This is a genomic window from Micrococcus sp. KRD070, from assembly GCF_017168435.1.
Lineage (GTDB): Bacteria > Actinomycetota > Actinomycetes > Actinomycetales > Micrococcaceae > Micrococcus > Micrococcus luteus.
Window position 1 is genome coordinate 49942 of record NZ_JABFNH010000017.1, and the last position, 25764, is coordinate 75705.

Consider the following 25764-nt stretch of genomic DNA (forward strand, 5'->3'; position numbering starts at 1 on the left):
GAGGAGGGAACGGGGGCGGACACCCCCTCACCCTACGATGGGCGCATGCGCATCGTTGCCCTCGTCTCCGGTTCCGGCACCAACCTGCAGGCCGTCCTCGACGCCGTCGCCTCCGGCGCCCTGGACGTGGAGATCGCCGCGGTGGGCGCCGACGTCGCCGACGCCGGCGGCCTGGAGCGCGCCCGCGCCCACGGGATCGAGACATTCGTGGTGTCACCGAAGGACCACGCGGACCGGCGCGCGTGGGACGAGGCGCTCGCGGACGCCGTCGCCGCCTACGCGCCGGACTGGGTGGTGTGCTCCGGGTTCATGCGGATCCTGGGCGCCCCGCTGCTCGAGCGGTTCGAGGGCCGCATCCTCAACACCCACCCGGCCCTGCTGCCGTCCTTCCCGGGGGCCCACGGCGTCCGGGACGCGCTGGCGCACGGGGTGAAGGTCACCGGCTGCACCGTGCACGTGGTGGACGCGGGCGTGGACACCGGCCCGATCCTCGCGCAGGCCGCGGTGCCCGTGCTGGACACGGACACCGAGGCCGAGCTGCACGAGCGCATCAAGGTCCAGGAGCGGGCCCTGCTGCTGCGCGTGCTCGGCGAGCTCAGTCGGCGCTGACCTCGAGGGCGCGGCCGCGGGTCTCCGGGGCCAGCGCCAGCATCGCCGCGCAGGCCAGGACCACGAGCCCGCCGGTGACGGCGAACGCCCCCGGCAGCCCGAGGGCGGGGACCAGCGTGCCCACGAAGAGCAGCGGACCCAGGCCCGCGCCCACCCGCGAGGCCGCCGACGCCCAGCCGAAGCCGGAGGCGCGCAGCGTCGTCGGGTACAGCTCGGAGACGTACGTGTAGAGCACCGGGATCGCGACCTGCACCACGAAGCCGAACGCCAGCACGAGCGGCAGCACCGCAGCGGGCACGTCCAGCACGCTCGCCAGCCAGACGGTCAGGGCGCTCGCGACGACGGCGCTGACGGCCAGCAGCCAGCGGCGGCCGGTGACCTCGATCAGCGCGGTGGCCACGACCACGCCGAGCAGGCCGGCCGCGGCCATGCCGGAGGTCATGATGAAGGCGCGGCCCTCCGCGTAGCCGGCGTCGATGAGGAACGTCGGCAGCCACTGCAGCGCGATGTAGTAGACGAGCATGATGGCCACGAACAGGGCCCAGGCGACCGCGGTGATGCGCGGGGAGAACCGCCAGACCGCGGCGAGCTGCGCGCCGACGCCGCCGGAGCGGGCCGGCTCGGCCGGGGGCATCGTGTAGGGCCGGCGAGGCGCGCCGGTGGCCGCCACCATGCGGTCGATGACGGCGCGGGCCTGTGCCTCGCGGCCCCGGCTCATCAGGAACAGCGGGGACTCGGGGATGCCCAGGCGCACGACGAACACGAGCAGGGCCGGCAGGACCATGGCCAGCAGGGGCAGGCGCCAGTCGCCCCACGTGCCCACGAGCCAGGCGGAGACGAGGCCGCACAGCGCGGCGCCGACGGGCCACCAGCCGTCCATCGCGGCCAGGACGCGGCCGCGCAGCCGGCGCGGGGTGAACTCGCCCACGAGTGCGTAGTCCACGGGGATCGTGCCGCCCAGGCCCACACCGGCCACGAAGCGGAACAGCGCGAACCACAGCAGCGAGTCCGTCAGCGCGCCCGCGATCGTGAACACGGAGAAGATCGCGAGCGTCCACGCGAACGCCGCCTTGCGGCCGATGCGGTCCGCGATGGTGCCCCACAGGAACGCGCCCACGGCCATGCCGATGAGGTTGGCGGTGCCGATCCACGCGGCGTCGGCCTTGTCCAGGGCCCACTCCTCGCGCAGCAAGGGGATCATCACGCCGTTGAGCGTGACGTCCCACGCGTCGAACATGAAGCCCAGGCCGCCGATCAGGAAGATGCGGCCCTGGACGGACCAGCGCCACGGCAGCTCCTGGACGACCGCCTCGCCGGTGGGCAGGGCGGCGTCGGGGGAGACGACGTCGGGCGCTGGCTCTTATACACATCTCCGAGCCCACGAGACGCGTAGTAAACTCGTTTGGGTTGATCAACAACGCGATTCTGTCGTTCTTCGGCATTGGCCCGTAGGTTTTGTTCACGCAGAAGTCGGCATACGAAATTACTACGCGTCTCGTGGGCTCGGAGATGTGTATCAGAGACAGGGGGCGGTCCGTCACGTGGACGCCTGGGCCATTATGCGGCCCGGCCTATGCTGGGGATGCACCCGGACCCCCTCGAAGGAGCGCCCCCTCGTGACCTCTGCCCAGCCCATCCCCACCGTCCTGGACACGGTGCCCCTGAAGCGGGCCCTGATCTCCGTGTACGACAAGACCGGCCTCGAGGAGCTCGCCACCGGGCTCCACGCCGCGGGCGTGCAGATCGTCTCGACCGGCTCCACCGCCCAGCGCATCGCCGCCGCCGGTGTGCCCGTCACCGAGGTCGCCGAGGTCACCGGGTTCCAGGAGTGCCTGGACGGCCGCGTGAAGACGCTGCACCCGCGCGTGCACGCGGGCATTCTGGCCGACCGTCGTCGTGAGGACCACGTGACCCAGCTGCGCGAGCTCGAGGTGGAGCCGTTCGACCTCGTCGTCGTGAACCTCTACCCGTTCGTGGACACCGTGAACTCGGGCGCCGCGGAGGACGCCGTCGTCGAGCAGATCGACATCGGCGGGCCGTCCATGGTGCGCGCGGCGGCGAAGAACCACGCGTCCGTGGCGATCGTCGTGGACCCGGCCCGCTACGGCGAGGTCGTCCAGGCTGCCCAGTCCGGCGGCTTCGACCTGCGTGCCCGCCGGCGCCTGGCCGCCCTGGCCTTCGCCCACACCGCGGCGTACGACAACGCCGTGGCCGCCTGGACCGCCGCCCACTTCGGCGAGGACACGCACGCCGACGAGATCCCCGTGTTCCCGCCCTACGCCGGCTTCTCCCTCGAGCGCGCGCAGATCCTGCGCTACGGCGAGAACCCGCACCAGCCCGCGGCGCTGTACCTGGACTCCTCGGCGGCCCCCGGCATCGCGCAGGCCGAGCTGCTGCACGGCAAGCCGATGAGCTACAACAACTACGTGGACGCCGACGCCGCGGTGCGCGCCGCCTTCGACCACCCGGTCCCGGCCGTGGCGATCGTCAAGCACGCCAACCCGTGCGGCGTGGCCGTCACGGACGAGGGCACGGACATCGCGCAGGCGCACGCCAAGGCCCACGCGTGCGATCCGGTCTCCGCGTTCGGCGGCGTGATCGCGGCCAACCGCCCCGTCACCGCCGCCATGGCCGCCCAGGTGAAGGACGTGTTCACGGAGGTCGTCGTGGCCCCGGCGTTCGAGCCCGAGGCCCTGGAGATCCTCTCCGCCAAGAAGAACCTGCGCCTGCTGAGCCTGCCCGAGGGCTTCCTGCGGGACGCCGTGGAGGCCAAGCAGGTCTCCGGCGGCATGCTGCTGCAGATCGCGGACGCGGTGGACGCGGACGGCGACGACCCGGCCACCTGGACCCTCGCCGCCGGCCCGGCCGCCGACGAGGCCGTCCTGGCCGACCTGGCCTTCGCGTGGCGCGCCGTGCGCGCGGCCAAGTCCAACGCCGTGCTGCTGGCCCACGACGGCGCCACGGTCGGCGTGGGCATGGGCCAGGTCAACCGCCTCGACTCCTGCCGCCTGGCCGTCGAGCGCGCCAACACCCTGGGCGCCGCGCAGACCGGCGGGCAGGACGTGAGCAGCGCCGGCGGCGCCGAGAACGTCTCCGGGGAGGGGGCCCCCGAGCGGGCCCGCGGGTCCGTGGCCGCCTCGGACGCGTTCTTCCCGTTCGCGGACGGGCTGCAGATCCTCATCGACGCCGGCGTGAAGGCCGTCGTCCAGCCGGGCGGCTCCGTCCGGGACGAGGAGGTCGTGGCCGCGGCCGAGGCCGCCGGCGTGACCCTGTACCTGACCGGGGCGCGCCACTTCTTCCACGGCTGAGCGCGGCGGGCCGATGGTGTGGAGCCCCTCGGCCTGGTCGTCTCCTTCTTCATCGCCCAGGCCGTGCGGGGCACCTGAGCCGGCCACGATCCACGCCGCCGTCGTCGGAGGGCGCCCCCTCCGACCCGACGCCCCCCTGGTACCCGAGCGACCCCTCCCGGCCCGGCGAGGGCACCGGCGACGGCCGGGGCGCTGACGCCGAGCCACACACGGTGTGGCGCGTCCGAGACGCCGGGTAGATTGGCGGCGAGTCACCCGTTCCCTGCCGACGAGGGCCGCGTCTCGAGTGCGGCCAGAAGGAGAGATCATCCGCATGTCGAAGATCATCTACACGCTCACGGACGAGGCGCCCATGCTGGCCACCGCGTCGCTGCTGCCGATCGTGCGCGCCTACGCGGGCACCGCCGGCGTGGAGCTGGAGACCCGTGACATCTCGCTGGCCGGCCGCATCCTCGCCGCGTTCAAGGACGTCCTGCCCGAGGAGCAGCGCACCGCGGACGCCCTCGCCGAGCTCGGCGAGCTCGTGAAGACCCCCGAGGCCAACGTCATCAAGCTGCCGAACATCTCCGCGTCCGTGCCGCAGCTGCGCGCCGCGATCAAGGAGCTGCAGGCGCACGGCTACGCGCTGCCGGAGTACCCGGACGAGCCGAAGACGGACGCGGAGAAGGACGCGAAGGCGCGCTACGACTCGGTCAAGGGCTCCGCCGTGAATCCGGTGCTGCGCGAGGGCAACTCGGACCGCCGCGCCCCGAAGGCCGTGAAGGCGTACGCCAAGCGCTTCCCCCACTCGATGGGCGAGTGGACCCCGGACTCCAAGACCGCCGTCGCCACCATGGGCGCGGACGACTTCCGCGCCAATGAGCAGTCCGTGACCCTGCCGGCCGCCGACGTGCTGACGATCGAGTTCACCGGCGAGGACGGCAAGACCACCGTGCTCAAGGAGGGCCTGAAGGTCCTCAAGGGCGAGGTCGTGGACGGCACGTTCATGTCCGCCAAGGCCCTGGACGCGTTCCTCGCCGAGCAGGTCAAGCGCGCCAAGGAGGAGGGCATCCTCTTCTCCGCGCACCTGAAGGCCACCATGATGAAGGTCTCCGACCCGGTGATCTTCGGCCACGTCGTGAAGGCCTACTTCTCCGAGCTGTTCGAGAAGTACGGCGAGCAGCTGGCCGCCGCCGGCCTGTCCGCGAACAACGGCCTCGCCGCGATCGAGGGCGGCCTGGACAAGCTCGACGCCGAGACCGCCGAGGGTGTGCGCGCCGCCATCGCCGCCGCCTACGAGAACGGCCCGGACGTGGCCATGGTGAACTCCGCCAAGGGCATCACCAACCTCCACGTGCCCTCCGACGTGATCGTGGACGCCTCCATGCCCGCCATGATCCGCAACTCCGGCCGCATGTGGAACAAGCACGACCAGACCCAGGACACCCTGGCCGTCATCCCGGACTCCTCCTACGCCGGCGTCTTCCAGGCCGTGATCGACGACTGCAAGGCCAACGGCGCCTACGACCCCACCACCATGGGCACCGTCCCGAACGTGGGCCTCATGGCGCAGAAGGCCGAGGAGTACGGCTCGCACGACAAGACGTTCATCATGGACGCCGCGGGCACCGTGGCCGTGAAGAACTCCGCCGGGGAGACCCTGCTCTCCCACGACGTCGAGGCCGGCGACATCTGGCGCGCCTGCCAGACCAAGGACGTCCCGGTGCGCGACTGGGTGAAGCTGGCCGTGACCCGCGCCCGCGCGTCCCAGACCCCGGCCGTGTTCTGGCTGGACGAGACCCGCGCCCACGACCGCGAGCTCATCAAGAAGGTCGAGGAGTACCTCAAGGAGCACGACACCGAGGACCTGGACATCCGCATCCTCTCCCCGGTCGAGGCCGCCAAGCTCTCGGTGGAGCGCATCCGCCGCGGCGAGGACACCATCTCCGTGACCGGCAACGTGCTGCGTGACTACAACACGGACCTGTTCCCGATCCTCGAGCTGGGCACCTCCGCGAAGATGCTCTCGGTCGTCCCGCTGCTCAACGGCGGCGGCCTGTTCGAGACCGGTGCGGGCGGCTCCGCGCCGAAGCACGTGCAGCAGCTGGTGGAGGAGAACCACCTGCGCTGGGACTCCCTGGGTGAGTTCCTCGCGCTGGCCGTGTCCTTCGAGCACGAGGCGGTCGCGAACGAGAACCACCGCGCGCGGGTCCTGGCGGACACCCTGGACGCCGCCACCGGCACCCTGCTGATCGAGGGCAAGTCCCCGAAGCGCAAGGTCGGCGAGCTGGACAACCGCGGCAGCCACTTCTACCTGGCGCTGTACTGGGCCCGCGAGCTGGCGAAGCAGACCGAGGACGCCGAGCTGGCGGCCGCGGCGAAGCCGGTCGCCGAGGAGCTGGAGGCCCAGGAGGAGACCATCCTGGCCGAGCTCAACGGCGTGCAGGGCTCCCCGGTGGACCTGGGCGGCTACTACTGGCCGGAGCTGGAGAAGGTCACCTCCGTGATGCGCCCGTCCGCGACGCTCAACGCGATCGTGGACAAGCTCTCCGTCTGAGCGACTGAGCGACTGAGCGGCTGAGCGCCGGGGGCCGGGTCGCGTGCGTGGAGCGCGCGGCCCGGCCCCTTCTCGTGTCCGCAACGCGGGTTGAGTTGTCACGGGTGTGCGTGCCCGGGACCCGTGACAACTCAACCGACGTTGCCGTGGGGAGGGGCCGGTCAGCCCGCGCGCGCCGCCTCGTGGGCCAGCAGGGCCTGCTTCGCGGCGGTGCCGTAGAGGTAGTGGCCGGCGGCGCCGTCGGCGCGCACCACGCGGTGGCAGGGCACGACGACGGCCACCAGGTTGGCGGCGCACGCCCCGCCGGCGGCACGCACGGCCCGCGGAGCCCCGCACCGCTCGGCCAGGCCGCCGTAGGTGGCGGGGGAGCCGGGGGCGATGCCGCGCAGCTCCCGCCACGCCCGCTGCCGGAACGCGGTGCCCGGCTGGGTGACGTCGAGGGCGTCGAGCGCGGCCACGTCCCCCGCGGCGTAGGCGGCCAGGGCGTCGGCGACGGGCTGGGACACGCCCGGGCGCGGCTCCACGGGGCGCGGGTTCATCTCGCGGTCGGCGGTCTCCGGGTCCAGGGCCACGAGCCGGTCCATGAGCGTCTCGAGGAGGCGCCCGATCGCGGCGGCGGGGGGCTCCGAGTCCTCCGGCACGGCCACGCCGGAGGCGCGCACCGTCTGGTCCTCGGGGGAGAAGACGGCCACGAGGGTGAGCTCGGTGGCGGGCAGGGCGGCGGCGGTCCAGCGCAGCTCGGGAAGCAGGTCCATCCCCTCATTGTCCTGCACGGCCCGGCCCGGACAGGTGTTCGCGCGTCCCCTCCCTGTGTCAGGCTGGCGTCCATGACCGAGATCCGCGTCTTCGAGCATCGCACCCTCCTGCGCCACCCGCGTGAGGTGGTCTTCCGCTGGCTGGAGAACCCCGGCGCGCTGGAGCGGCTCACCCCGCCCTTCGCGGGCGAGGTGGTCCAGGGACCCACGGACGGCCTCCGCGTGGGCTCCGAGTCGCGGCTGCGCATCCAGGCCCCCGGGGCGGCCGGCCTGTTCGCCGGCGCGGCCCACGGGATGCTCACCGGCCTGCTGCCGGACGCCGTCGCCTCCCGCCTGCCCGGCGGGGCCGCGCCCGCGGTGCCGTGGCGGGCCCGCCACACGGCCTACGAGGAGGGCCGCATGTTCCGGGACGAGATGGTCTCCGGCCCTCTCGCCTCCTGGCGGCACACGCACCTGCTCGATGACGCCGCGCCCGGTGAGGCGGACACGGCGGACGGCCGGCGGGGCACGGTCGTGACGGACCACATCGAGTACGCCCTGCCGGGGGAGTCCCTGGTGTCCCGCGTGCCCGGTCTGGGCGCCGCGGCCTCGCGCCGCACCCACGAGGCCTTCGAGGCGGAGCTGGGCCGCCAGTTCGCCTATCGGGCCCGCGTGATGGCCGATGACCTGGACTTCCACGCCGCCCATCCCGGCCCCCTCGTCGGCGGGCCGGCTCGCACGGTCGCCGTGACGGGGTCCGGCGGACTGATCGGCCGGCAGCTCTGTGCCCTGCTCACCACCGGCGGCCACCGCGTCATCCGGCTCGTGCGGAGCCCGAAGAAGGCCGGCGCGCTGGACGCGGCGCTGTGGGACCCCGGCCGGGAGACCGTGGACGAGGACGCCCTGGCCGAGGCCGACGTCGTCGTGAACCTGGCGGGCGAGCCCATCGCCGGCCGGTTCTCGGACGCGCACAAGGAGGCCGTGCACGACTCGCGCGTGCGCGGCACGCGCACCCTCGTGGACGCGCTCGACCGGATCGCCGATCGGGAGGGGGACGACGCGCGGGCGCGGGCGCTCGTGAACGGCTCGGCGATCGGGTACTACGGGGCGGACGCGGGCACGGGCCCGTTCGGCAGCGGCCTCGTCGAGGATCTGGAGCCCGGGGACGACTTCCTCGCCGAGGTCGTCGCGGACTGGGAGGCGGAGGCCCGGCGCGCCGAGGGGGCCGGGATCCGGGTCGCGATGCTGCGGACCGGCGTGGTCCTGAGCCCGGCCGGGGGCATGCTGCAGCAGGTGCTGCCGCTGTTCCTCGCGGGTCTCGGCGGTCCGGTCGCGACCTCGGGTGGGGAGAGCCACGACGGCAGCCCGTGGCTGAGCTGGATCGGCGCGGATGACATCGCGGGGGCCTTCGCCCACGCGGTGCTCGACGACGGCGTCACCGGCCCGGTCAACGCGGTGGCGCCCGAGCCGGTCACGGCCCGGGAGTTCGCCACCGTGCTCGGGCGGGTGCTGCGCCGGCCCGCGGTCATCCCGGTGCCCGAGGCCGGGCCGCGCCTGCTGCTGGGCGAGGAGGGCCGGGTGGAGACCGTCGCGGCCGACCAGAAGGTCCTGGCGGACCGGCTGGTCTCCTCCGGCTACGAGATGCGCGACCCCGAACTGGAGGGCGCGTTGCGCCACGTCCTCGGGCGGTGACGGGGGTGGGGGCAGCGTCCCACGGGGACGCTGCCCCCGCGGGTCGTCAGTCCTGCAGCGCGCCGGTCTCCCGGATGAGCTGGCCCAGCGCGGTGAACGCGTCGCGGGCCAGCGCCTCCCACAGGGCCAGGGCCAGCTGGGGGAAGCCCTCCTGGAGCGCGACCATCACCTGGGCGGTGAGGACTCGCGCCGTGACCGGCCCGCGCGCGCGGACGGTGGAGGGCTGGCGGCCGGGCTGGCCCAGGGCCATCTCGCCGAACGTCATCCCCGGGGTGAGCAGGGTGCGGCGCACGCGGCGGCTGCCCGTGCCCTGACCCGAGAGCTCCACGGTGCCGGAGACGATCACGTAGATGCCGCCGAACGGCTGGCCGGCGCGGCGGATGATCTGGCCGTCCGAGTAGACCCGCTCGTCCATCATGGACTCGAGCAGACGCGCGTCGTCCGCGGAGAGGTGCTGCAGCAGGGGTGCTACGGCCGCCTCCTGGGCGTCCCGCGGCAGCAGGTGGGGGGCGTGCCGGGAGAGCAGCCGCTGCTCGGCCCACTGGGCGGCCCGCGAGCGGGAGTCGAAGAACACGAACTGCGCGCCCTCGGCGGCGGGGTCCACCCCCTCGGCCTCATCCTGCAGCGGCTCGGGCAGGTCCACCTCCACGGACTCCTCGACGGCCGACATCAGCTCCTTCATCTCCGCGGCGTCCCGGTCCACGACGACGACGTCGAGCCCGTTGCCCAGCGCGCAGGCGAACCACTGGGCCACCAGCAGCCGGGCCGGACGGGAGATGGAGCTGACCGAGCGCATGTCCACCACGAGCGTCTCGAGGACCTCCGGTAGACCGCGGCTGACGCGGGCGATCGCGTCCACCTGGCTGAAGCCGAGGTGACCGCCCAGCTCGATCACGTGCACGGTGTCCGCGAACCGCCCGAGCGCCTCGAGGACGACGGCGCTGCGCACCGTGCCCGAGGGGGCCTGGTCGATCCGGTAGTGGGTGCGCAGAGCCGCGCGCGGGGAACCGGTGACCACCGACGGGTGCAGCTCGAAGTCCTCGACGATGGTCCGCAGGGCGGCCATCGCCGCGGCGCCGAGCCCGTTCTCGTCCGTCGTGTCCGACTGCAGCGCCAGACCGAGGTGGCCCGGCACCACCACGAGCACCGTGCCGCCCCGCGTGGACGCCCAGCCGGGCTGGCCGACGTCGTACGCCCACCGGGAGTCCCGGGTGTCCATGCCGCAGGAGTCCATCACGGAGAGCACACCGCGGACCGTCTCCTCGCTCAGCACACGGTCCCCGGTGACGGGGTGGACGCCACCGTGCGCGAGGGTGCCGGCGAGCAGGGCGAGGTCCTCCACGGTCACGGCGGCGGCACGCACCGTGGCGATGTCCTCGAGCAGCGTCTCGGGGTCGGCGTCCAGGGTGTCGAGGGACTTCATCAGCCAGGCAGCGGACCGGGTGTGGTGCTGGGCGCGGTTCTCGGCGCGCGCGGCCGACTCCGTGACGGTGACCTCGCGGTCGAACAGTGCGGAGAGCAGCTGCATCATGCGCGCGGTGCGGTCGCGGCCACCGCGGCCCTTCACGAGGGAGGCGGTGGCCACCGCGCCCGCGTTCTGCAGCGGGTTGTGCGGCAGGCCCGTGACGGCGTCCACCTCGACCCGGTGGTCCAGGTCGCGCACGGGGGCGGCTCCCACGCGCTCGCCCACCCGCACCGCGCCGAGGTCCTCGAGGGCCTGCGCGTGGAACAGGGGAGAGGCGAGCGTGGCGAGCGGCACGGGCGTCATGGATCCGGAGACGTAGCGGTGACCGTCCACCATGAGCATCGCGACGCCCACCCCGTCCGGGACCTCCCCCTCGCCCGCGTGGGCCGAGGTGAGGCGATCGAGGTGCTCCTGGACGGGTGTGGTCATGGGTCACAGCCTAGTCAGTGGGACAGCCCCGGGACAGCGTGGCGGAGGCGGTGTGGAGCACCATGTCGCATACGAAGAGCGGGGTTCACCCTCGGTCACGTATGTTGAGTCGTGGTGCCCGCGGGCGGCACCGTCCACTCGCCATAAAACTCATGGAAAGCAGGGTCGATGATCCTTCTAGAGCACGCCGAAGGGCCGGGAGAATCCCTGCCCGACGTCTCCGATCTCGCGCACCACGTTCCAGTGGCTCCTGGCGAGCTCCTCAGCGTCGCGATCCAGCACGTCAATGACGCAGATGCGCGAGGGGCGGCGCTGGTACAGCTGAGGTTCGAAGACGCAGCAGGAGAACGGGTGGAGGTCGAGGGGTGGACCCACGTCTCGCCGAGCCTGGGAGAGTACCGGTACCTCTCCGGCGGTGAAGGCCAGCGCGTCACCGCCTTCGATGTCACGGTGCCGGACTCGGCGGCCCATCTTGTGCTGCAGGGCCACGCGTGGAAACCGGAGTTCCCCGTACGCGTGAACGGCGCCCCGATGGTCCTGCGCCACGTCCATCCGCTGGACACGCCAGTGGCCCCGTTCAGCCCGGACACGCGCGTCCGGGTATGGGACTTCGTCCAGCACGTGCCGGTGAGCCCGGGCACCGCCTCCATAGAAGGGGTCGTCCATGCGAGCCTGCCGACCGAGAAGAGCACGGCGCTCCTCACCGTCGGCTTCCTGGATGAAGCAGGACGTCCCCTTCCCGGACCGTCGGACCTCCCCCAGAATCCGACGTTCGGACCTTTCGTCCAGCTGCGGGGGGCCGCAGAAGGCCCCCTTGAGACGCAGTTCCAGATTGCGGTCCCGTCGCAGGCTCGATGGGTCCGCATCCAGGGCCGACGCGGGTGGGGAAACTCTGACGTCATGATGCAGGCCGAGGTCGACGTGACGGAGGTCCGCTCCTCGGCTGCCGAGATCGACGCCTTCCTCGCGGAGATCCCGGAGGGCGACACCCTGCTCGTCATCGACACCACCGCACCTCCGCTCGGACACGAGACGCTGTCCCTGCGGCCCAACAACCTGGCACGCGCTTTCGAGAGGGCCGGGGTGTGGGTCGTGTTCCTGCCGTTCTCGTCACTCCAGGAGTTCCCGGCGCGGGTGTCCGATCGGATCCTCCAGGTCGCCCGCAAGGACTTCGGCCGGCTGGTGCGCGGCTTGACTACCCGACGGCGGTCCATGGGCGACACCTACATCTGCAGCTCCTTTCCGTCGATTGGGGCCGTCGCCCTCGGCACCCAGCTGAAGACCCTTGGCTGGCAGGTCGTCTACGAGTGCCGTGACGACATGGAGGAGTTCAATCGCGTGGGCTACTCCAAGTGGTATTCGCCCGCATTGGAGCGGCAGATGCTGATCGTGGCCGACAAGGTCGTCAGCGTCAGTACCGCGCTCGACGCCAAGCTCGTGTCGATGTGGCCGGCCCTGCGCGACCACGCGGTCATTCCGAACGCGGTCAACCGTCACGTCATCGACCAGTCGGAGGGCCTGAGGACTGAGGAGAGCTTCGACCGACGTGAACACCTGCGGGTGGCCGGGTACGTCGGGCACCTGACGCCCTCCTGGTTCGATTGGCCGCTGATCGCTGAAGCAGCCCGGCGTATGCCGGAGACCGTCTTCGAGATCATCGGTCACGGTGCGCCCCAGGGCATGTCACTGCCTTCCAATGTCCACCTTCTGGGCCCCCGCTCCCACGAGCAGCTGGCGGACATCGTCACCGGCTGGAAGGCCGGACTCATCCCGTTCCTGGACATCCCGCTCACCCGATCGGTCGACCCGAACAAGATCTACGAGTACTTCGCATGGGGTCTGCGTTGTGTCACCGCGCCCATGGGGAGTGTGGAGACGTATCCGTCGACCTGGGTCCATCGGGGAGTGGACGAGTTCGTGGAGAAACTCGACGAGGCACTGAGCACGCCATGGGCACCTGGCGAAAGGGAGGCCATGGAGTCCTTCGTCCAGTCGAGCGACTGGGATGACCGGGCCGAACGCCTGCTGTCCTACTACGGGATCACGACGGAGGGACGCGACTGATGCGCAAGCTGATCTTCTACCCCAATCTGTCCAAGGGCGGCGTCTCCGCCGTCATCCGGGGCCGGGCCCAGGCTGAGCCTGACGTCCAGTTCGACGCGGTGTTCCTTCACGACCGAGGGGGCTCGGACGCATTCTCCGACATGGCCAACGTCCACGTGCGCCTGATCCAGGAGAGCAGGTCGGGGCCCTATCTGACGCACCTGGCCCACCAGTTCGACTACGAGTCCGTGTCTGTCCTCAGCCACCCGGCCACGGCCAACGTGTTGTCGGCATTGGACCATGTCGCCGTGACGTATGAATTCCATTCGTCCAGCATCCCCGTCATCGAGAAGGAACTCGGAGCGCTGGAACTGGACCGGCTGGCCGCCGTCGTCGTGCCCTCCCAGATCATGGCGCGGGAGATTCAGCCGCTGCTTCCGCGTCGTCTCCGCTTCCGCCTGGCGGTGGAGCCCAACCTCGTGGATGTCGAGACTTTCGGAGAGCAGGGGTCAGCGCAGTTCATCGCCGACTCCGGATTCGGCGATGGGCCGGGCACGATTCCGCTGCTGTGGGTCGGGCGGTTCGACCAGGGGAAGGCGTACGCGCACTTCCTGAGGGTCATAGCGGCTCTTCCCCAGGAGTACGTGGGGCATGTCGTGGTGAGCCTGGAGGACGACCCACATCGTGCGGAGCGCTTCTTCGCCGAGGCTGCGGGTCTGGGCGTCCTGGAGCGTGTGCGTCTCTACCTGAACCTCACGCCACAGGCGCTGGGGGAGTTCTACCGCTCGGTCAGGGACGCGGACGGCTGGTTGGTGTCCACGTCGCTCAAGGAGTCCTTCGGCTACGCCGTGGCGGAGGCGACGAACGCCGGGCTTCGTGTGGCTGCCTCGGACCTTCCGGTCTGGGACCTCTTCGCGGGCACCGGCCTGGTGCATCGTGTTCCCAGCGGGTCCATCGCGGACCTGGTGCGAGTCATCCGGGAGGGGGCCCCGGTTTCCGCGGGCGCCGCAACGGCCTGGTGAGGGCGTCAGGCGGCGCGCTTGGCGCGCCGTCTGGAGCGTCCCCGTCCTCCGCCTGGTCTGCGGGCCAAGCGGAGGGCCGGGGGCTATGGCCGTATTTCTTGGTCCCGCCCGATCAATTGCGCTTCGGCGCATCGATGAGAAGCGAGCCAGCGAGTCGCTTCTCTGCCGCGTCCCACATCTTTCCCAGCCGGGCGGCCTCTTCCGGAGCCATGACTTTCCGGTTCTTATAGAAGAAGGTGCCTGGGTAGAACGTGATCTCACCGAGCACCGGGCCAGCGGGGGTGTCGTAGAGATCCACGCGGCAGAACGCCGAAGGCACCGCTGTGCTCACGCGGCGAGCCACGGCCAAGAGTTCCTCGGCTCCCGCCGGGGGTTCTGCAGCGTCGACGATGGACTCCAGATGAGTGACTCCAGGGTGCACACCGAATCGGTCATGGACGTCCGTCATCGGTGAGAAGTCACCGTTGAAGTATGACGCTGCGGCGGGCCCCGCGATGTGGTCTTCCACCAGTACGAAACCGCACTCGCCCTGGAACATGTAGCACCGGACATCGGCCGGCGGAGTCACTCCACGACGGTCACTCAGCAGCTCCTCGACAAGGAACTCGCCGTCGTCGGGGCTCAGGTCGTACCTGCCCTCGATCTCACGCAGCGTCTCGATGAGCCCCGGAACTGTCACAGGCTCGTCTTTCACAAGATCCCACAGCTCGGCCCCGCGGCGTTCGAGCAGATGCACCCCGATGGACGTGGAGGCGAAGCCAGGCTTGACGATGCACCGCTCGGGGAAATCGAACCGCTCGAGATCGGACAGCGGCCCCTTGAAGAGCTGTTCAGGAGTCCTGATCCCGATCTGCGCAGCGAACTGACGGGTCGCGTTCTTCGCCCCCAGCCATCCAGGGACGCCAGCTTCCCGCCCCTCCAGGCGATTCTGAATCCTGTCGAAGTAATCCATGGCCTGTGGCCCGTCTGCACTCTGCGTCACATCGACAGTCAAGCACACGTGCCCGCGACTCCAGTCACGTGGCGGAGAAACAGCCGGGCGTTCTTCGCGACAATGGTCCCGATGCCCACCCCCGTCGATCCCGTCTCCGTCCCCGCCTGCCTCTCCGCCGCTCTGGGCCGCCTCAGCACTGGCCTGACCTTCGCCGCCGCCCTGCCCGACCTCGAGGCGGCGCTGGACGCGCGCGGGGCGGCCGTCGTCGAGGCGCCCCCGGGCACGGGCAAGACCACCGTGGTCCCGCCCGCGCTCGCGGTCCGGCTCGCGGACCACGGCGGTGGGCGCGTCCTGGTCACGCAGCCGCGGCGCGTCGCGGTGCGCGCGGCGTGGCGGCGGCTGCGCACGGCGGTGCTGGCCGCCGCGGCCGACGCGCAGCCCGGCGCCGACCCCGACGCGCAGGCTCGGCTCGGGGACGCCGCCGTCGGGTACGCCGTGCGCGGCGACGCGGCGGGCGGCGGGGCCTCGGCCGTCGAGTTCGTGACCCCGGGCCTGCTGCTGCGCCGCCTCCTCGCCGACCCCGGGCTCGATGGCGTGGGCGCGGTGGTCCTGGACGAGGTCCACGAGCGGGACCTGGACACGGATGTGCTCTTCGCCCTCCTCGCCGACCTGCGGCAGCTGCGTCCCGAGCTGGCGCTCGTGGCCATGTCCGCCACCGTGGACGCGGCGGCCCTGGCCGCCCGCTGGGCCCGCGGCATGGGGGAGGACTCGCCCCTGCCCGTGGTCTCCACCCCGGCCGTGCTGCACCCGCTGCGCGAGGAGCACACCCCCTTCCGCGGCCACCGCCTCACGGCCGAGGGCCGCGTGGACCGGGCCTTCCTCGACCACGTCGCGGCCACGGCCGCACGCGCCCACGCCGAGGCGCTCGACGCCGACCCGACCGTGGACGCCCTCGTCTTCCTGCCCGGCGTGGCCGAGGTGGAGGCCGTCGCGGGGCGCGTCGCCGCGCTCGCCCCGGACACCGAGGTCCGCGTCCTGCACGGCCGCCAGGAACCCGCCGACCAGGACGCCGCGCTCGCCGGCCGCGCCGACCCGGCCGTGCCGCGCGTCGTCGTCGCGACGGCGGTCGCCGAGTCCTCGCTGACCGTGCCGGGGGTGCGCCTCGTCATCGACTCGGGCCTGGCCCGCGAGCCGCGCCGGGACCGGGGGCGCGGCATGGCCGGGCTCGTCACCGTCCAGGCCTCGCGGGCGGCCGCCGGCCAGCGCGCGGGCCGCGCCGCCCGCCTCGGCCCCGGCACCGTGGTCCGCTGCCACACCGCTGCAGCCCTGGGCACCGCGCCCGCAGCCCCGACGCCGGCCCTCGCCGTCGTCGACCTCGCGCCGGTGGCCCTGGCGTTCACGGCGTGGGGCGCCCCGGGCGGCCGCGGGCTGACCCTGCCCGAGGATCCGCCGGCCGACGCGATGGCCGCCGCCGAGCGCACGCTCGCCTCCCTCGACGCGGTGGACGCGGACGGGCGCATCACCCCGCACGGCGCCGTCCTGGCCGAGCTGCCCCTGGACCCGCCGCTCGGCCACGCCCTCCTGCGCGCGGCACTGTGGACGGGGCCCCGCCCCGCGGCCGAGGCGACGGCGGCCCTCGCCCTGGACCTGCGCGCCCCCGGGGCCGACCTCGAGGCGCTGGTCGCGTCCGTGCGGGACGGCCGGCACCCGGAGGCAGGGCGCTGGCGTCGGGAGGCGGACCGACTGGAACGACTCGCCCGTCGGCACGCACACCACGCCCCGGGCGAGCCCGGGCCCGAGGCGACGGCGACCGCGCGGCGCCACCCCGCCGGCCTCGTGGCCGCCCTGGCCTTCCCCGCGTGGATCGCCCGACGCGCGGGGGAGGCGGGCGCGTACCTGCTCACCTCCGGCACCCGCGCGGCCCTGCCCCGCGACGCCGCCGGCGGCGGCCTGGCGGGGCAGGAGTGGCTGGCCGTGGCCGAGGTCGCCCGCGTGGCCGGGGACGCGGCCGGCATGGGTGCCGCGATCCGCGCGGCCGCGCCGATCGACCGGCCGCTCGCCGAGCTCGCCGGCGCGGGCCTGCGGCGCACCGAGGACACCGCCGACTGGCGCGGGGACCGGCTCACCGGCCGACGCGTGGACCGGCTGGGCGCGCTCGTGCTGGCGGAGACGCCGGCCCGCGTCGCCCCCGACGCCGCCGCGCAGGCCGTGCGCGCCGCACTCGCCGCCGACGGCCTCGCCCGGTTCGACCCGAGCGGTCGAGCCGAACGCCTGCGCCGCCGGGTGCACCTGCTCCACCGCGTCCTCGGCGCCCCGTGGCCGGACCTCTCGGACGCGGCGCTGCCCGGCCTGGACGCGCTGGTCGACGGGCTCGCGGCCGACCTGGCCGCGGGGCGGCCCCTCGCGCGCCTGGACGCCGAGGCGCTGCTGCGCGGTGCCCTGCCGTGGCCGGAGGCGGGGCGGCTGGACGAGCTCGCCCCCGAGCGTCTGCCCGTGCCGAGCGGGCGCGCCGTCGTCGTGGACTATCCGGCCGTCCACGAGGACACCCCGCCCGTGGTCGCCGCCAAGCTGCAGGAGTTCTTCGGGGCGCGTGTCACCCCCGCTGTCGCGGACGGTCGTGAGCCGGTGGTCCTGCACCTGCTCTCCCCGGCAGGTCGCCCGCTCGCCGTGACCGCCGACCTGCCCTCCTTCTGGGCCGGCCCCTACGCGCAGGTCCGCGCTGAGAACCGGGGGCGCTACCCCAAGCACCCGTGGCCCGAGGATCCCGCCGCCGCGGAGCCGACCGCCCGGACGAACCGCCGCGCCCGCTGAGAAAGGGGTCCGCGAAACGTGCAGGAATCGCTGTGATGCGTGATGATGGCCGTCACATCCGACTCGCATCGATTGAGGTTCCACTTGTGAGACACGACACGCGGGCACGTCAACGGCGCCGGGCCACGCTGGCCGGCGCCGTCGCCGCGGGCGCGCTGATCCTGGCCGGGTGTGCTCCGGCCGAGCAGACGCCCACCCTGACCTGGTACACCAACCCCGACGACGGCGGGCAGGCGAAGATCGCCGCCCAGTGCACCGACGCCGCGAACGGCCGGTACAGAGTCGAGACGTCCATGCTTCCGACGGACGCCGCCTCCCAGCGCGAGCAGCTGACCCGCCGCCTCGCCGCGGGCGACACGTCGATGGACATCATGTCCCTCGACCCGCCGTTCGTCCCCGAGCTCGCCGAGCCCGGCTTCCTGGCCCCCGTGCCGGAGGAGATGCAGGCGTACGCGAAGGACAACGCCCTGGAGGGCGCGCTCGCGGCCGCCAGCTGGAAGGACGAGCTCGTCACGGTCCCGTTCTGGGCCAACACGCAGCTGCTCTGGTACCGCAAGTCGGTCGCCGAGGCCGCGGGGCTGGACATGTCCCAGCCCGTCACGTGGGACCAGCTGATCGAGGCCGCCCGCAGCCAGGACAAGGACCTGGCCGTCCAGGGCGCCCGTGCGGAGTCCATGACCGTGTGGCTCAACGCGCTCATCGAGGGCGGCGGGGAGCAGATCGTCCCCAACGCCGAGGCGCCCACGGACGAGGTCACCACGAACCTCGACTCCGAGGCCGGCCGCACGGCCGCCCGGATCATCTCCACGATCGGCAAGGAGGGTCTCGGCAGCGCCGGCCTGCCGACGCAGGACGAGAACGCCTCCATGCTGCTCTTCCAGGGCAAGAACGGCTCGTTCATGGTCAACTGGCCGTTCGTCTGGCCGGCCACCCTCGGCTCCGTGGAGGAGGGCTCGCTGCCGGAGGACCTGCCCGAGGACATCGGCTGGGCCGTCTACCCCCGCACCGTCGAGGGCGAGGACGCCGCGCCGCCCGTGGGCGGCATCAACCTGGGGGTGGGCGCGAAGTCCGAGCACCAGGACCTCGCCTGGGACGCGATCTCCTGCATCACCACCACCGAGCACCAGAGCCAGTACTTCGTCGAGAACGGCAACCCGCCCGCCGACCCGGCGGCCTACGACGCCCCCGAGGTCGCCGAGAAGTACCCCATGGCGGACACCATCCGGGAGTCCCTCGAACTCGGCGCCCCGCGGCCGCAGACCCCGTACTACAACGAGGTCTCCACCGCGATCCAGCAGCGCTACGCGCCGCCGTCGGGCGTCTCCGAGTCCACCCCGGCCGAGACCGACGACTTCATCCAGGAAGTCCTGAGAGGGGAGCGTCTGCTGTGAGCCACGTCGACACCGCACCCGCCGCATCCACCCCGCGCGCCGCCGAGGGTCGTCGCCCCCGCCGGGTGAAGTCCCAGCGCGCGAAGTCCGAGGCGCGTCTCGGCTGGCTCCTGGCCGGCCCCGCGTTCTTCGTGATGCTGTTCGTGGTCCTGTACCCGATCCTGCAGGCCCTCTACGACTCGCTGTTCAAGTACCGGCTCACCGCGCCGGGCGACCGCGAGTTCGTGGGCCTGGGCAACTACGGCGTGATCCTCACGGACCCCGTGTTCTGGAAGGGCCTCGGGGTGACCCTGCTGATCACCGTGGTGACCGTGGTGGTCGAGCTCATCCTCGGCTTCCTGCTGGCCCTGGCCATGCACCACGCCATCAAGCAGACCCGCGGCCTGATCCGCACGATCATCCTGGTGCCGTACGGCATCATCACCGTGGTCTCCGCGTTCGCGTGGTTCTACATGTTCTCGATCGACTCGGGCTACATCAACGCCTGGTTCGAGTGGCTGCCGGGCGTCGACGCGGACCTGAACTGGTTCGCGCAGGGCAGCACCGCGCTGTTCGTGATCATGCTCTCCGAGATCTGGAAGACCACCCCGTTCATCTCCCTGCTCCTGCTGGCCGGCCTGGCCCAGGTGCCGGGCGACCTCACCGAGGCCGCCTCCGTCGACGGCGCCTCGTGGTGGCAGCGGATGAAGCTGGTCATCCTGCCGAACATGAAGGCCTCGATCATGGTGGCCGTCCTGTTCCGCGCGATGGACGCGTTCCGCATCTTCGACTCCATCTACATCATGACCAACGGCGCCTACGGCACCGAGGTCCTCTCGCTGCTGGCCTACCGCACGTCCATCGGCCGGCTCGAGATCGGCATGGGTTCGGCGGTCTCCGTGATCCTGTTCCTGTGCGTGGCCCTCATGGCGGTCATCGCCGTCAAGGGCTTCAAGGTGGACCTGGCCGACCGAGGAGGTTCCAAGTGAGCACCGCCGCATCCGCTCCCGCCCCCGAGGGCCGCGCGCCTGAGGGCCGCGCGCCCCACCGTCGCGGCACCGGAAAGGCCACCGCACTGTGGTGGATCCTCACCGTCGTGATCGGCGTGTGGTGCCTCTTCCCGCTGTTCTCGATCTTCGCGACCAGCTTCAAGACGCCCGCCGACCTCGCCAACGGCAAGCTGCTGCCCACCCAGTGGTCCACCGTGAACTACGAGGAGATCTTCGTGGGCGGCTCGCGCGAGCTGTTCCTCACGGCGCTGCGCAACTCGATCGGCATCACCGTGATCGCCACGATCATCGCCGTCATCCTGGCCACGCTGTGCGCCTACGCGATCGCCCGCCTGGACTTCCCGGGCAAGCGGATCGTGCTCACGGTGTCCCTGATGGTCTCGATGTTCCCCGTCATCTCCCTGGTGACGCCGCTGTTCAACATGTGGCGCACCCTCGGGCTGTACGACACGTGGCTCGGCCTGATCATCCCCTACCTGTCCCTGACCCTGCCGATCTCCATCTGGACCCTGGCCGCGTTCTTCCGCCAGATCCCGTGGGAGCTCGACCAGGCCGCGCAGGTGGACGGCGCCACCCCGCTCGAGGCGTTCCGCAAGGTGATCGTCCCGCTGGCCGCCCCCGGCGTCTTCACGACGGCGATCATCGCCTTCTTCATCGCCTGGAACGACTTCGTGTTCGGCATCTCCCTGACCTCCACCGAGACCGCGCGCACCGTGCCCGCCGCCCTGGCCTTCTTCACCGGCGCCTCGCAGTTCGAGTCGCCGACCGGGGCCATCTCGGCGGCCGCGATCATCGTGACCATCCCGATCGTGATCCTGGTGCTGGCGTTCCAGCGTCAGATCGTGGCCGGCCTGACCAACGGCGCGGTGAAGGGCTGAGGCCCGCACACGAGACCTCCCGAAAGGACCCCCCGATGGCCTCCATCACCCTGAACCACATCGACAAGACCTACGACGACGGCTTCCACGCCATCAAGGACGTGAACCTGGAGATCGAGGACGGCGAGTTCGTCATCCTCGTGGGCCCCTCCGGCTCCGGCAAGTCCACGCTGCTGCGCATGATCGTGGGCCTCGAGGACATCACCGACGGCGAGATGCTGATCGACGGCCGCCGCGTGAACGAGGCGGCCCCCAAGGACCGCAACCTCGCGATGGTGTTCCAGAACTACGCGCTGTACCCGCACCTGACGGTGTACGAGAACATCGCCTTCCCGCTGCGGCTGATCAAGGACAACAAGCCCTCCGAGGAGGAGATCGACCGCAAGGTGCGCGACGCCGCCCGCGTGCTCGAGCTCGAGGACCACCTCGAGCGCAAGCCCGGCAACCTCTCCGGCGGCCAGCGTCAGCGCGTGGCCATGGGCCGGGCGATCGTGCGCGAGGCGGACGCGTTCCTCTTCGACGAGCCGCTGTCCAACCTGGACGCCAAGCTGCGCGGGCAGATGCGCGCGGAGATCTCGCAGCTGCAGCGCCGCCTGGCCACCACCTCCATCTACGTGACGCACGACCAGACCGAGGCCATGACCCTGGGCGACCGGGTGGCCGTGCTCAAGAAGGGCGAGCTGCAGCAGGTGGCCAGCCCGCGCGAGCTCTACGAGCAGCCGCTCAACCTGTTCGTGGCCGGCTTCATCGGCTCGCCGTCGATGAACTTCCTGCCCGCCTCGCTGAAGCAGAAGGAGGGCGGCCACGTGCTGTCCTCGCCGATCGGTGACATCCCGGTGCCGCCCGAGAAGGCCCGCGCCGCCGAGGGGCGGGACATCGTGTTCCTCGGCCTGCGGCCGGAGTTCTTCGAGGACGCCGAGCTGGTGGAGGACAGCCGCCGCGACCGGGGCTCCACCTTCGACGCGACGCTCACGCACCTGGAGTGGCTGGGCCACGAGCAGTACGGCTACATCGAGTTCGAGCCGGACCCGGCCGTGGCCGAGATGCTCTCCGCGCTGGCCAAGGACCTGGATGCGGATGAGCTGCGCCCCGTCGTCGTGGCCACCCTCTCCGGCGAGTCCCGCGCCCGGCCGGGCACGCCGACCCGCCTGTGGGTGGACACCACGCGGGTGCACCTGTTCGACCCGACGACCGGTGAGAACCTCACCCGCGACCCGGAGGTCGGCGCCGAGCTGACCCGCCGGGCCGGCGAGGAGCGCCGCCGCCAGATCGAGATGGCGGCCGAGCGTGACGCCGCCGAGCACGAGGCGGACGCGCCGCGCCGCTGAGCCGGCGCCGCGGACGCCGGGGGCGGGTCAGTACCCGCCCTCGGCGTCCACCAGGCCCTCCAGCTCCGTCCCGGCCGCGCGGGCCCGCAGGTTCCGCTCGACCCGCGCGTGGAGCAGCGGGACGCACATCTCCGGGGTGTCCGCCGTGTGCGGCGTGATGAGGGCCCGTTCCTCGGTCCAGAGCGGGTGGCCCTCCGGGAGCGGCTCGGGGTCGGTGACGTCCGTGCCGTAGCCGTGCAGCCGACCCGCCGCGAGGGCCTGGACGACGGCGTCCGTGTCCACCAGCGCCCCGCGGGCGACGTTCACGAGCACGGCGTCCTCGTCCAGGAGGGCGACGCGGTCGGCGTCGACCATGCCGCGGGTCTCCTCGGTGGCCGCCGCGGCGATCATCACGACCTGCGCGCCGGGCAGGACCTCGTCGAGGGAGTCGGTCGTGACGGTGCGGTCCGCGCCGGGCACGTCGCCCGCGCGTCGGCGGACCGCGGTGACGCGCACGTCCCAGGTCTTGAGCAGGCGGATGTACTCCTGTGCGATCCCGCCGCCGCCCACGACCACGGCGTTCAGGCCGTTCAGGGTGCGGCCGGAGGAGGGGCCCCACGCGGTGGCGCGGACGCGCGCGGGCAGGTCCCGCAGCAGGGCCAGGGTGAGCAGCAGCGCGTGCTCGGCCACCGGCGGCGCGTACGTGCCCTTGGCGGACGTCCACACGATGTCCGGGCGGCTGCGCACGAGCGGGACGAACGGCTCGATCCCGGCGAACGGGAGCTGCACCCAGCTCACGTGGGGGTGGGCGGCCAGGGCCGCGGCGAGCGTGTCGACCGGGATCGGGCGGACCATCAGCAGGGCCGTGGCGGAGGGGTCGCCCTCGGCCACGGCGGTGCCGCCGACGTCGGCCACGGCCTGCTCGGCCAGCCGCCGGGCGTGGGCGTAGGGGGTGTCGGCGACGTCCTGCGCCGCGGGGAGGATGAGCAGGCGCTCGGGGACGTCGTCGGGTCGGGTGCGGGGGAGAGTGGAAGTGGTGGGCATGGTGCCCACCGTCCCACATCCTCCGGGCCCGGTTCAGCCGGCGACGGCGTCCCGGTGCGCGGCGGACAGCCGCAGGTAGGTGGCCGCGTTCTTCTTGAGGCCCTCCCGCTCCTCGTCCGTGAGGGGGCGGCGGACCTTCGCGGGGACGCCCGCCACGAGCGAGCCGGCCGGGACCTGCGTCCCCTCGAGCACCAGGGCGCCGGCGGCCACGAGCGAACCGGCGCCGATGACCGCGCCGTTCATCACCGTGGCGGACATGCCGATCAGGCAGTCGTCCTCCACGGTGGCCCCGTGCACCACGGCGGAGTGGCCCACGGAGACACCGGCGCCGAGGGTGCACGGGAAGCCCTCGTCCGCGTGCAGCACCACGTTGTCCTGCAGGTTGGTGCCCGCCCCGACGCGGATGGGGGCGGAGTCACCGCGGGCGGAGACGCCGTAGAAGGCCGAGGAACGCTCGGCCATCTCGACGTCGCCGGTGATCGCGGCGGTCGGGGCGAGGAAGACGGACTCGTGGATGCGCGGGGTGGCACCCGCGACGGTGATGATGTGGGCCATGCCACCAGCCTAGGTGTTGTGGGTCATGAGGTTCTTGCCACGAGGCGCCGGCTGAGATGAGACGAGTGGGCCTCTCCCGCAGGATGGAAGTTCCTCAACAACCCACCTGCCCGAAGAGACCCGCTCATGACTCACGCTAACGCACCCCTGACCCCGACCGGCCGTCTCAGGATGGTCGCGGCCGGTCCGGGTCGGGAGCATCGGGGCGATCAACTCCCATTGGGCGTCGGAGAGCATCTGGAACCGGGACATGTCCCCAGGGTCTCAGCTGACTCGTGCATCTATTCTCAGACACGCCCTAGGCGGGCCGGACGACGGCGCCGCGTGGCGCCGTCGTCCCGGGCTCAGCTGAAGACGACGGTCCGCCGGCCGTCCGTGAGGACGCGGTGCTGGGCGTGCCAGCGCACGGCCTGCGCGAGCGTGGAGCCCTCGACGTCGCGGCCGCGGGCCACGAAGTCGGCGGCGGTCTGGGCGTGGGTCACCGGCTGCACGGACTGCGCGATGATCGGGCCCTCGTCCAGGTCGGCGGTCACGTAGTGGGCGGTGGCGCCGATGAGCTTCACGCCGCGTTCGTGCGCCTGGTGGTAGGGGCGGGCGCCCTTGAAGGAGGGCAGGAACGAGTGGTGGATGTTGATGGCCATCCCGGCCAGGTCCCGGCACAGCTCGTCCGAGAGGATCTGCATGTAGCGGGCCAGCACCACCAGCTCGATGTCGAACTGGGCGATCAGGTCGCGCAGCCGGTCCTCCGCGGCCTCTTTGGAGTCCCGGCTCGAGGGGTCCTTGGAGACGGGCACGTGGATGAAGGGCACGCCGTAGAAGGAGGCGAGCGGCTGCAGGTCCAGGTGGTTCGAGACCACCACGGGGATCTCGATCGGCAGGGTGCCGGCGCGCTGCTGGAAGAGCAGGTCGTTGAGGGTGTGCCCGTCCTTGGAGCACATCACGAGGGTGCGCATGCGGTGCGCCGCGTCCCACAGGCCCATGCGCATGCCGAACTCCTCGCGCACCGGCGCGAGCGCCTGCTCGATGTCCTCCCGCACGGCCGGGGTCATGAACTCCACGCGCATGAAGAAGTCGCCGGTGTCCGGGGAGCCGTACTGCTGCGACTCGGTGATGTCCGCCTCCACGCCCAGCAAGGCGCCCGTCACGGCGTGCACGATGCCCTTGCGGTTCGTGCAGGCCAGCGTGAGCACGTGGGCGTGCTCCGCGCCGGAGGCGGGGGAGGGGCTGGGTGAGAGGGCTGCCGTGTCCATGGCGTCGATGGTAGGCGGTGCCGGCCGCGCGGAACCGCGGGATGACGGGGCTGATCCCTGGTCGGGGGGCCGGGCCCCGTGTCATTCTCAAGACCAGGTTCCCCGCCGCGCGGCGGCGCGGGAAGCAAGACGCGGCGCCCGGCCCGGCCGGTCGCCCCAGACGACCGAGGAGCACCCCATGCCAGAGTCCACCCTCTACTGGATCATCGCGGCCATCATCGTCGTGCTGCTGATCCTGATCATCCTCTCGGTGATCGCCTCCCGCCGTCGTCGTGAGGCCGAGGCCGAGGCCGCCGAGACCCGGCTCGAGCGCCGCGGCACCACCGCGGACACCGCGGACGCCCCGGGTGAGCAGGCGGCCGCCGCCGCCCCGACCCGGCTCTCCCGCCTGGACGAGGTGGCGGCCGAGAAGGACGCGCGCCCGGCGCCGGCCGTGAGGCCCGCCGGGGGTCTGGCTGCGTTCGACACCGCCGCGGCGGACCGCGAGACCGACGAGTCCGGCGCCGGCGTGGCCGGCGGTGCCGGGGTGACCGTGGACCAGCACGACGCCCCGAGCGCCGACGCCGCCGCTCAGACCCACCGCCGCGACGCCGCGGCTCCGGCCACCCGGGGCACTCTGCGCCCCGCTCCGGCGGCGCCGAGCACGGCGCGCGAGGCGGACACCGTGGGCCTGGGCGCGGCCGGTGTGGCCGGCGGCTCCGGCGTCACCCTGGACGAGCAGACGCCCGCGGCGGACGTCCCGGCGACCCCGGCCTCCCCGTCCCCGG

The 25764-nt window shown here is 72.4% G+C and carries 18 protein-coding genes and 1 pseudogene; 12 read left to right on the forward strand and 7 right to left on the reverse strand.

Annotation, left to right across the window (positions count from 1 at the left end; translation table 11 throughout):
* The first annotated feature begins 45 nt into the window (after positions 1 to 45).
* Positions 46 to 609, forward strand: a complete 564-nt coding sequence (gene purN, locus J1M38_RS05485; protein ID WP_069941533.1) for a phosphoribosylglycinamide formyltransferase — start codon at positions 46 to 48, stop codon at positions 607 to 609.
* Here the strand turns inward: purN and J1M38_RS05490 are convergent.
* Complete coding sequence (locus J1M38_RS05490; protein WP_081097770.1) at positions 596 to 1846, reverse strand: MFS transporter; 1251 nt, start codon at positions 1844 to 1846, stop codon at positions 596 to 598. The genes purN and J1M38_RS05490 overlap by 14 nt on opposite strands.
* 379 nt (positions 1847 to 2225) lie before the next feature.
* Here J1M38_RS05490 and purH point away from each other — a divergent pair, with 379 nt between their 5' ends.
* Entirely contained in the window at positions 2226 to 3917 is a 1692-nt protein-coding gene (purH, locus tag J1M38_RS05495) for a bifunctional phosphoribosylaminoimidazolecarboxamide formyltransferase/IMP cyclohydrolase (protein ID WP_036338171.1), read from the forward strand.
* A gap of 313 nt (positions 3918 to 4230) precedes the next feature.
* Complete coding sequence (locus J1M38_RS05500) at positions 4231 to 6453, forward strand: NADP-dependent isocitrate dehydrogenase (protein WP_206481311.1); 2223 nt, start codon at positions 4231 to 4233, stop codon at positions 6451 to 6453.
* 161 nt (positions 6454 to 6614) lie between these two features.
* On the opposite strand, the gene J1M38_RS05505 is transcribed toward J1M38_RS05500, so the two are convergent.
* On the reverse strand, positions 6615 to 7208 hold the full coding sequence (locus J1M38_RS05505; protein WP_101965720.1) for a methylated-DNA--[protein]-cysteine S-methyltransferase: 594 nt from the start codon (positions 7206 to 7208) through the stop codon (positions 6615 to 6617).
* A gap of 72 nt (positions 7209 to 7280) precedes the next feature.
* Here J1M38_RS05505 and J1M38_RS05510 point away from each other — a divergent pair, with 72 nt between their 5' ends.
* Positions 7281 to 8879 (forward strand): TIGR01777 family oxidoreductase, encoded by a 1599-nt coding sequence (locus J1M38_RS05510; protein WP_101965721.1) that lies wholly within the window; start codon positions 7281 to 7283, stop codon positions 8877 to 8879.
* A gap of 46 nt (positions 8880 to 8925) precedes the next feature.
* On the opposite strand, the gene J1M38_RS05515 is transcribed toward J1M38_RS05510, so the two are convergent.
* Positions 8926 to 10773 (reverse strand): glutaminase, encoded by a 1848-nt coding sequence (locus J1M38_RS05515; protein WP_206481312.1) that lies wholly within the window; start codon positions 10771 to 10773, stop codon positions 8926 to 8928.
* A 168-nt stretch (positions 10774 to 10941) separates the two neighbouring features.
* Between J1M38_RS05515 and J1M38_RS05520 the strand changes: the two genes are divergently transcribed.
* Both J1M38_RS05520 and J1M38_RS05525 read left to right on the forward strand, forming a co-directional pair.
* Complete coding sequence (locus J1M38_RS05520) at positions 10942 to 12837, forward strand: glycosyltransferase family 1 protein (RefSeq protein WP_138976774.1); 1896 nt, start codon at positions 10942 to 10944, stop codon at positions 12835 to 12837.
* Entirely contained in the window at positions 12837 to 13838 is a 1002-nt protein-coding gene (locus J1M38_RS05525) for a glycosyltransferase (RefSeq protein WP_095347287.1), read from the forward strand. The genes J1M38_RS05520 and J1M38_RS05525 overlap by 1 nt, the downstream gene beginning before the upstream one ends.
* Positions 13839 to 13950: 112 nt before the next feature.
* On the opposite strand, the gene J1M38_RS05530 is transcribed toward J1M38_RS05525, so the two are convergent.
* Entirely contained in the window at positions 13951 to 14790 is an 840-nt protein-coding gene (locus J1M38_RS05530; protein WP_078025811.1) for an ATP-grasp fold amidoligase family protein, read from the reverse strand.
* Positions 14791 to 14901: 111 nt separating this feature from the next.
* Here J1M38_RS05530 and J1M38_RS05535 point away from each other — a divergent pair, with 111 nt between their 5' ends.
* The 5 genes from J1M38_RS05535 (at position 14902) to J1M38_RS05555 (ending at position 22169) form a co-directional block, all read left to right on the forward strand.
* Positions 14902 to 17583 carry an ATP-dependent helicase C-terminal domain-containing protein gene (locus J1M38_RS05535; RefSeq protein WP_144879213.1) on the forward strand — a complete coding sequence of 894 codons (2682 nt, stop codon included), beginning with the start codon at positions 14902 to 14904 and terminating at the stop codon, positions 17581 to 17583.
* Positions 17584 to 17669: 86 nt separating this feature from the next.
* Entirely contained in the window at positions 17670 to 18974 is a 1305-nt protein-coding gene (locus J1M38_RS05540) for an extracellular solute-binding protein (protein ID WP_063188962.1), read from the forward strand.
* Positions 18971 to 19942, forward strand: coding sequence for a carbohydrate ABC transporter permease (locus tag J1M38_RS05545; protein WP_041102962.1), 972 nt, complete (start codon positions 18971 to 18973; stop codon positions 19940 to 19942). The genes J1M38_RS05540 and J1M38_RS05545 overlap by 4 nt, the downstream gene beginning before the upstream one ends.
* Positions 19939 to 20841, forward strand: coding sequence for a carbohydrate ABC transporter permease (locus J1M38_RS05550; protein ID WP_080695865.1), 903 nt, complete (start codon positions 19939 to 19941; stop codon positions 20839 to 20841). The genes J1M38_RS05545 and J1M38_RS05550 overlap by 4 nt, the downstream gene beginning before the upstream one ends.
* Before the next feature lie 35 nt (positions 20842 to 20876).
* Positions 20877 to 22169: an ABC transporter ATP-binding protein gene (locus tag J1M38_RS05555; RefSeq protein ID WP_206481313.1), complete on the forward strand. Its 1293-nt coding sequence runs from the start codon at positions 20877 to 20879 to the stop codon at positions 22167 to 22169.
* Positions 22170 to 22196: 27 nt separating this feature from the next.
* Here J1M38_RS05555 and J1M38_RS05560 read toward each other — a convergent pair whose 3' ends face one another.
* From J1M38_RS05560 to purU, 3 genes are all read right to left on the reverse strand, one after another.
* Positions 22197 to 23201, reverse strand: a complete 1005-nt coding sequence (locus tag J1M38_RS05560; RefSeq protein WP_206481314.1) for a D-isomer specific 2-hydroxyacid dehydrogenase family protein — start codon at positions 23199 to 23201, stop codon at positions 22197 to 22199.
* 24 nt (positions 23202 to 23225) lie between these two features.
* Positions 23226 to 23747, reverse strand: coding sequence for a gamma carbonic anhydrase family protein (locus tag J1M38_RS05565; RefSeq protein ID WP_036314590.1), 522 nt, complete (start codon positions 23745 to 23747; stop codon positions 23226 to 23228).
* A 344-nt stretch (positions 23748 to 24091) separates the two neighbouring features.
* Positions 24092 to 24997, reverse strand: coding sequence for a formyltetrahydrofolate deformylase (gene purU, locus J1M38_RS05570; RefSeq protein WP_078025783.1), 906 nt, complete (start codon positions 24995 to 24997; stop codon positions 24092 to 24094).
* Positions 24998 to 25175: 178 nt separating this feature from the next.
* Between purU and J1M38_RS05575 the strand changes: the two are divergent.
* A pseudogene (locus J1M38_RS05575) lies at positions 25176 to 25764 on the forward strand (hypothetical protein); the annotation flags it as partial.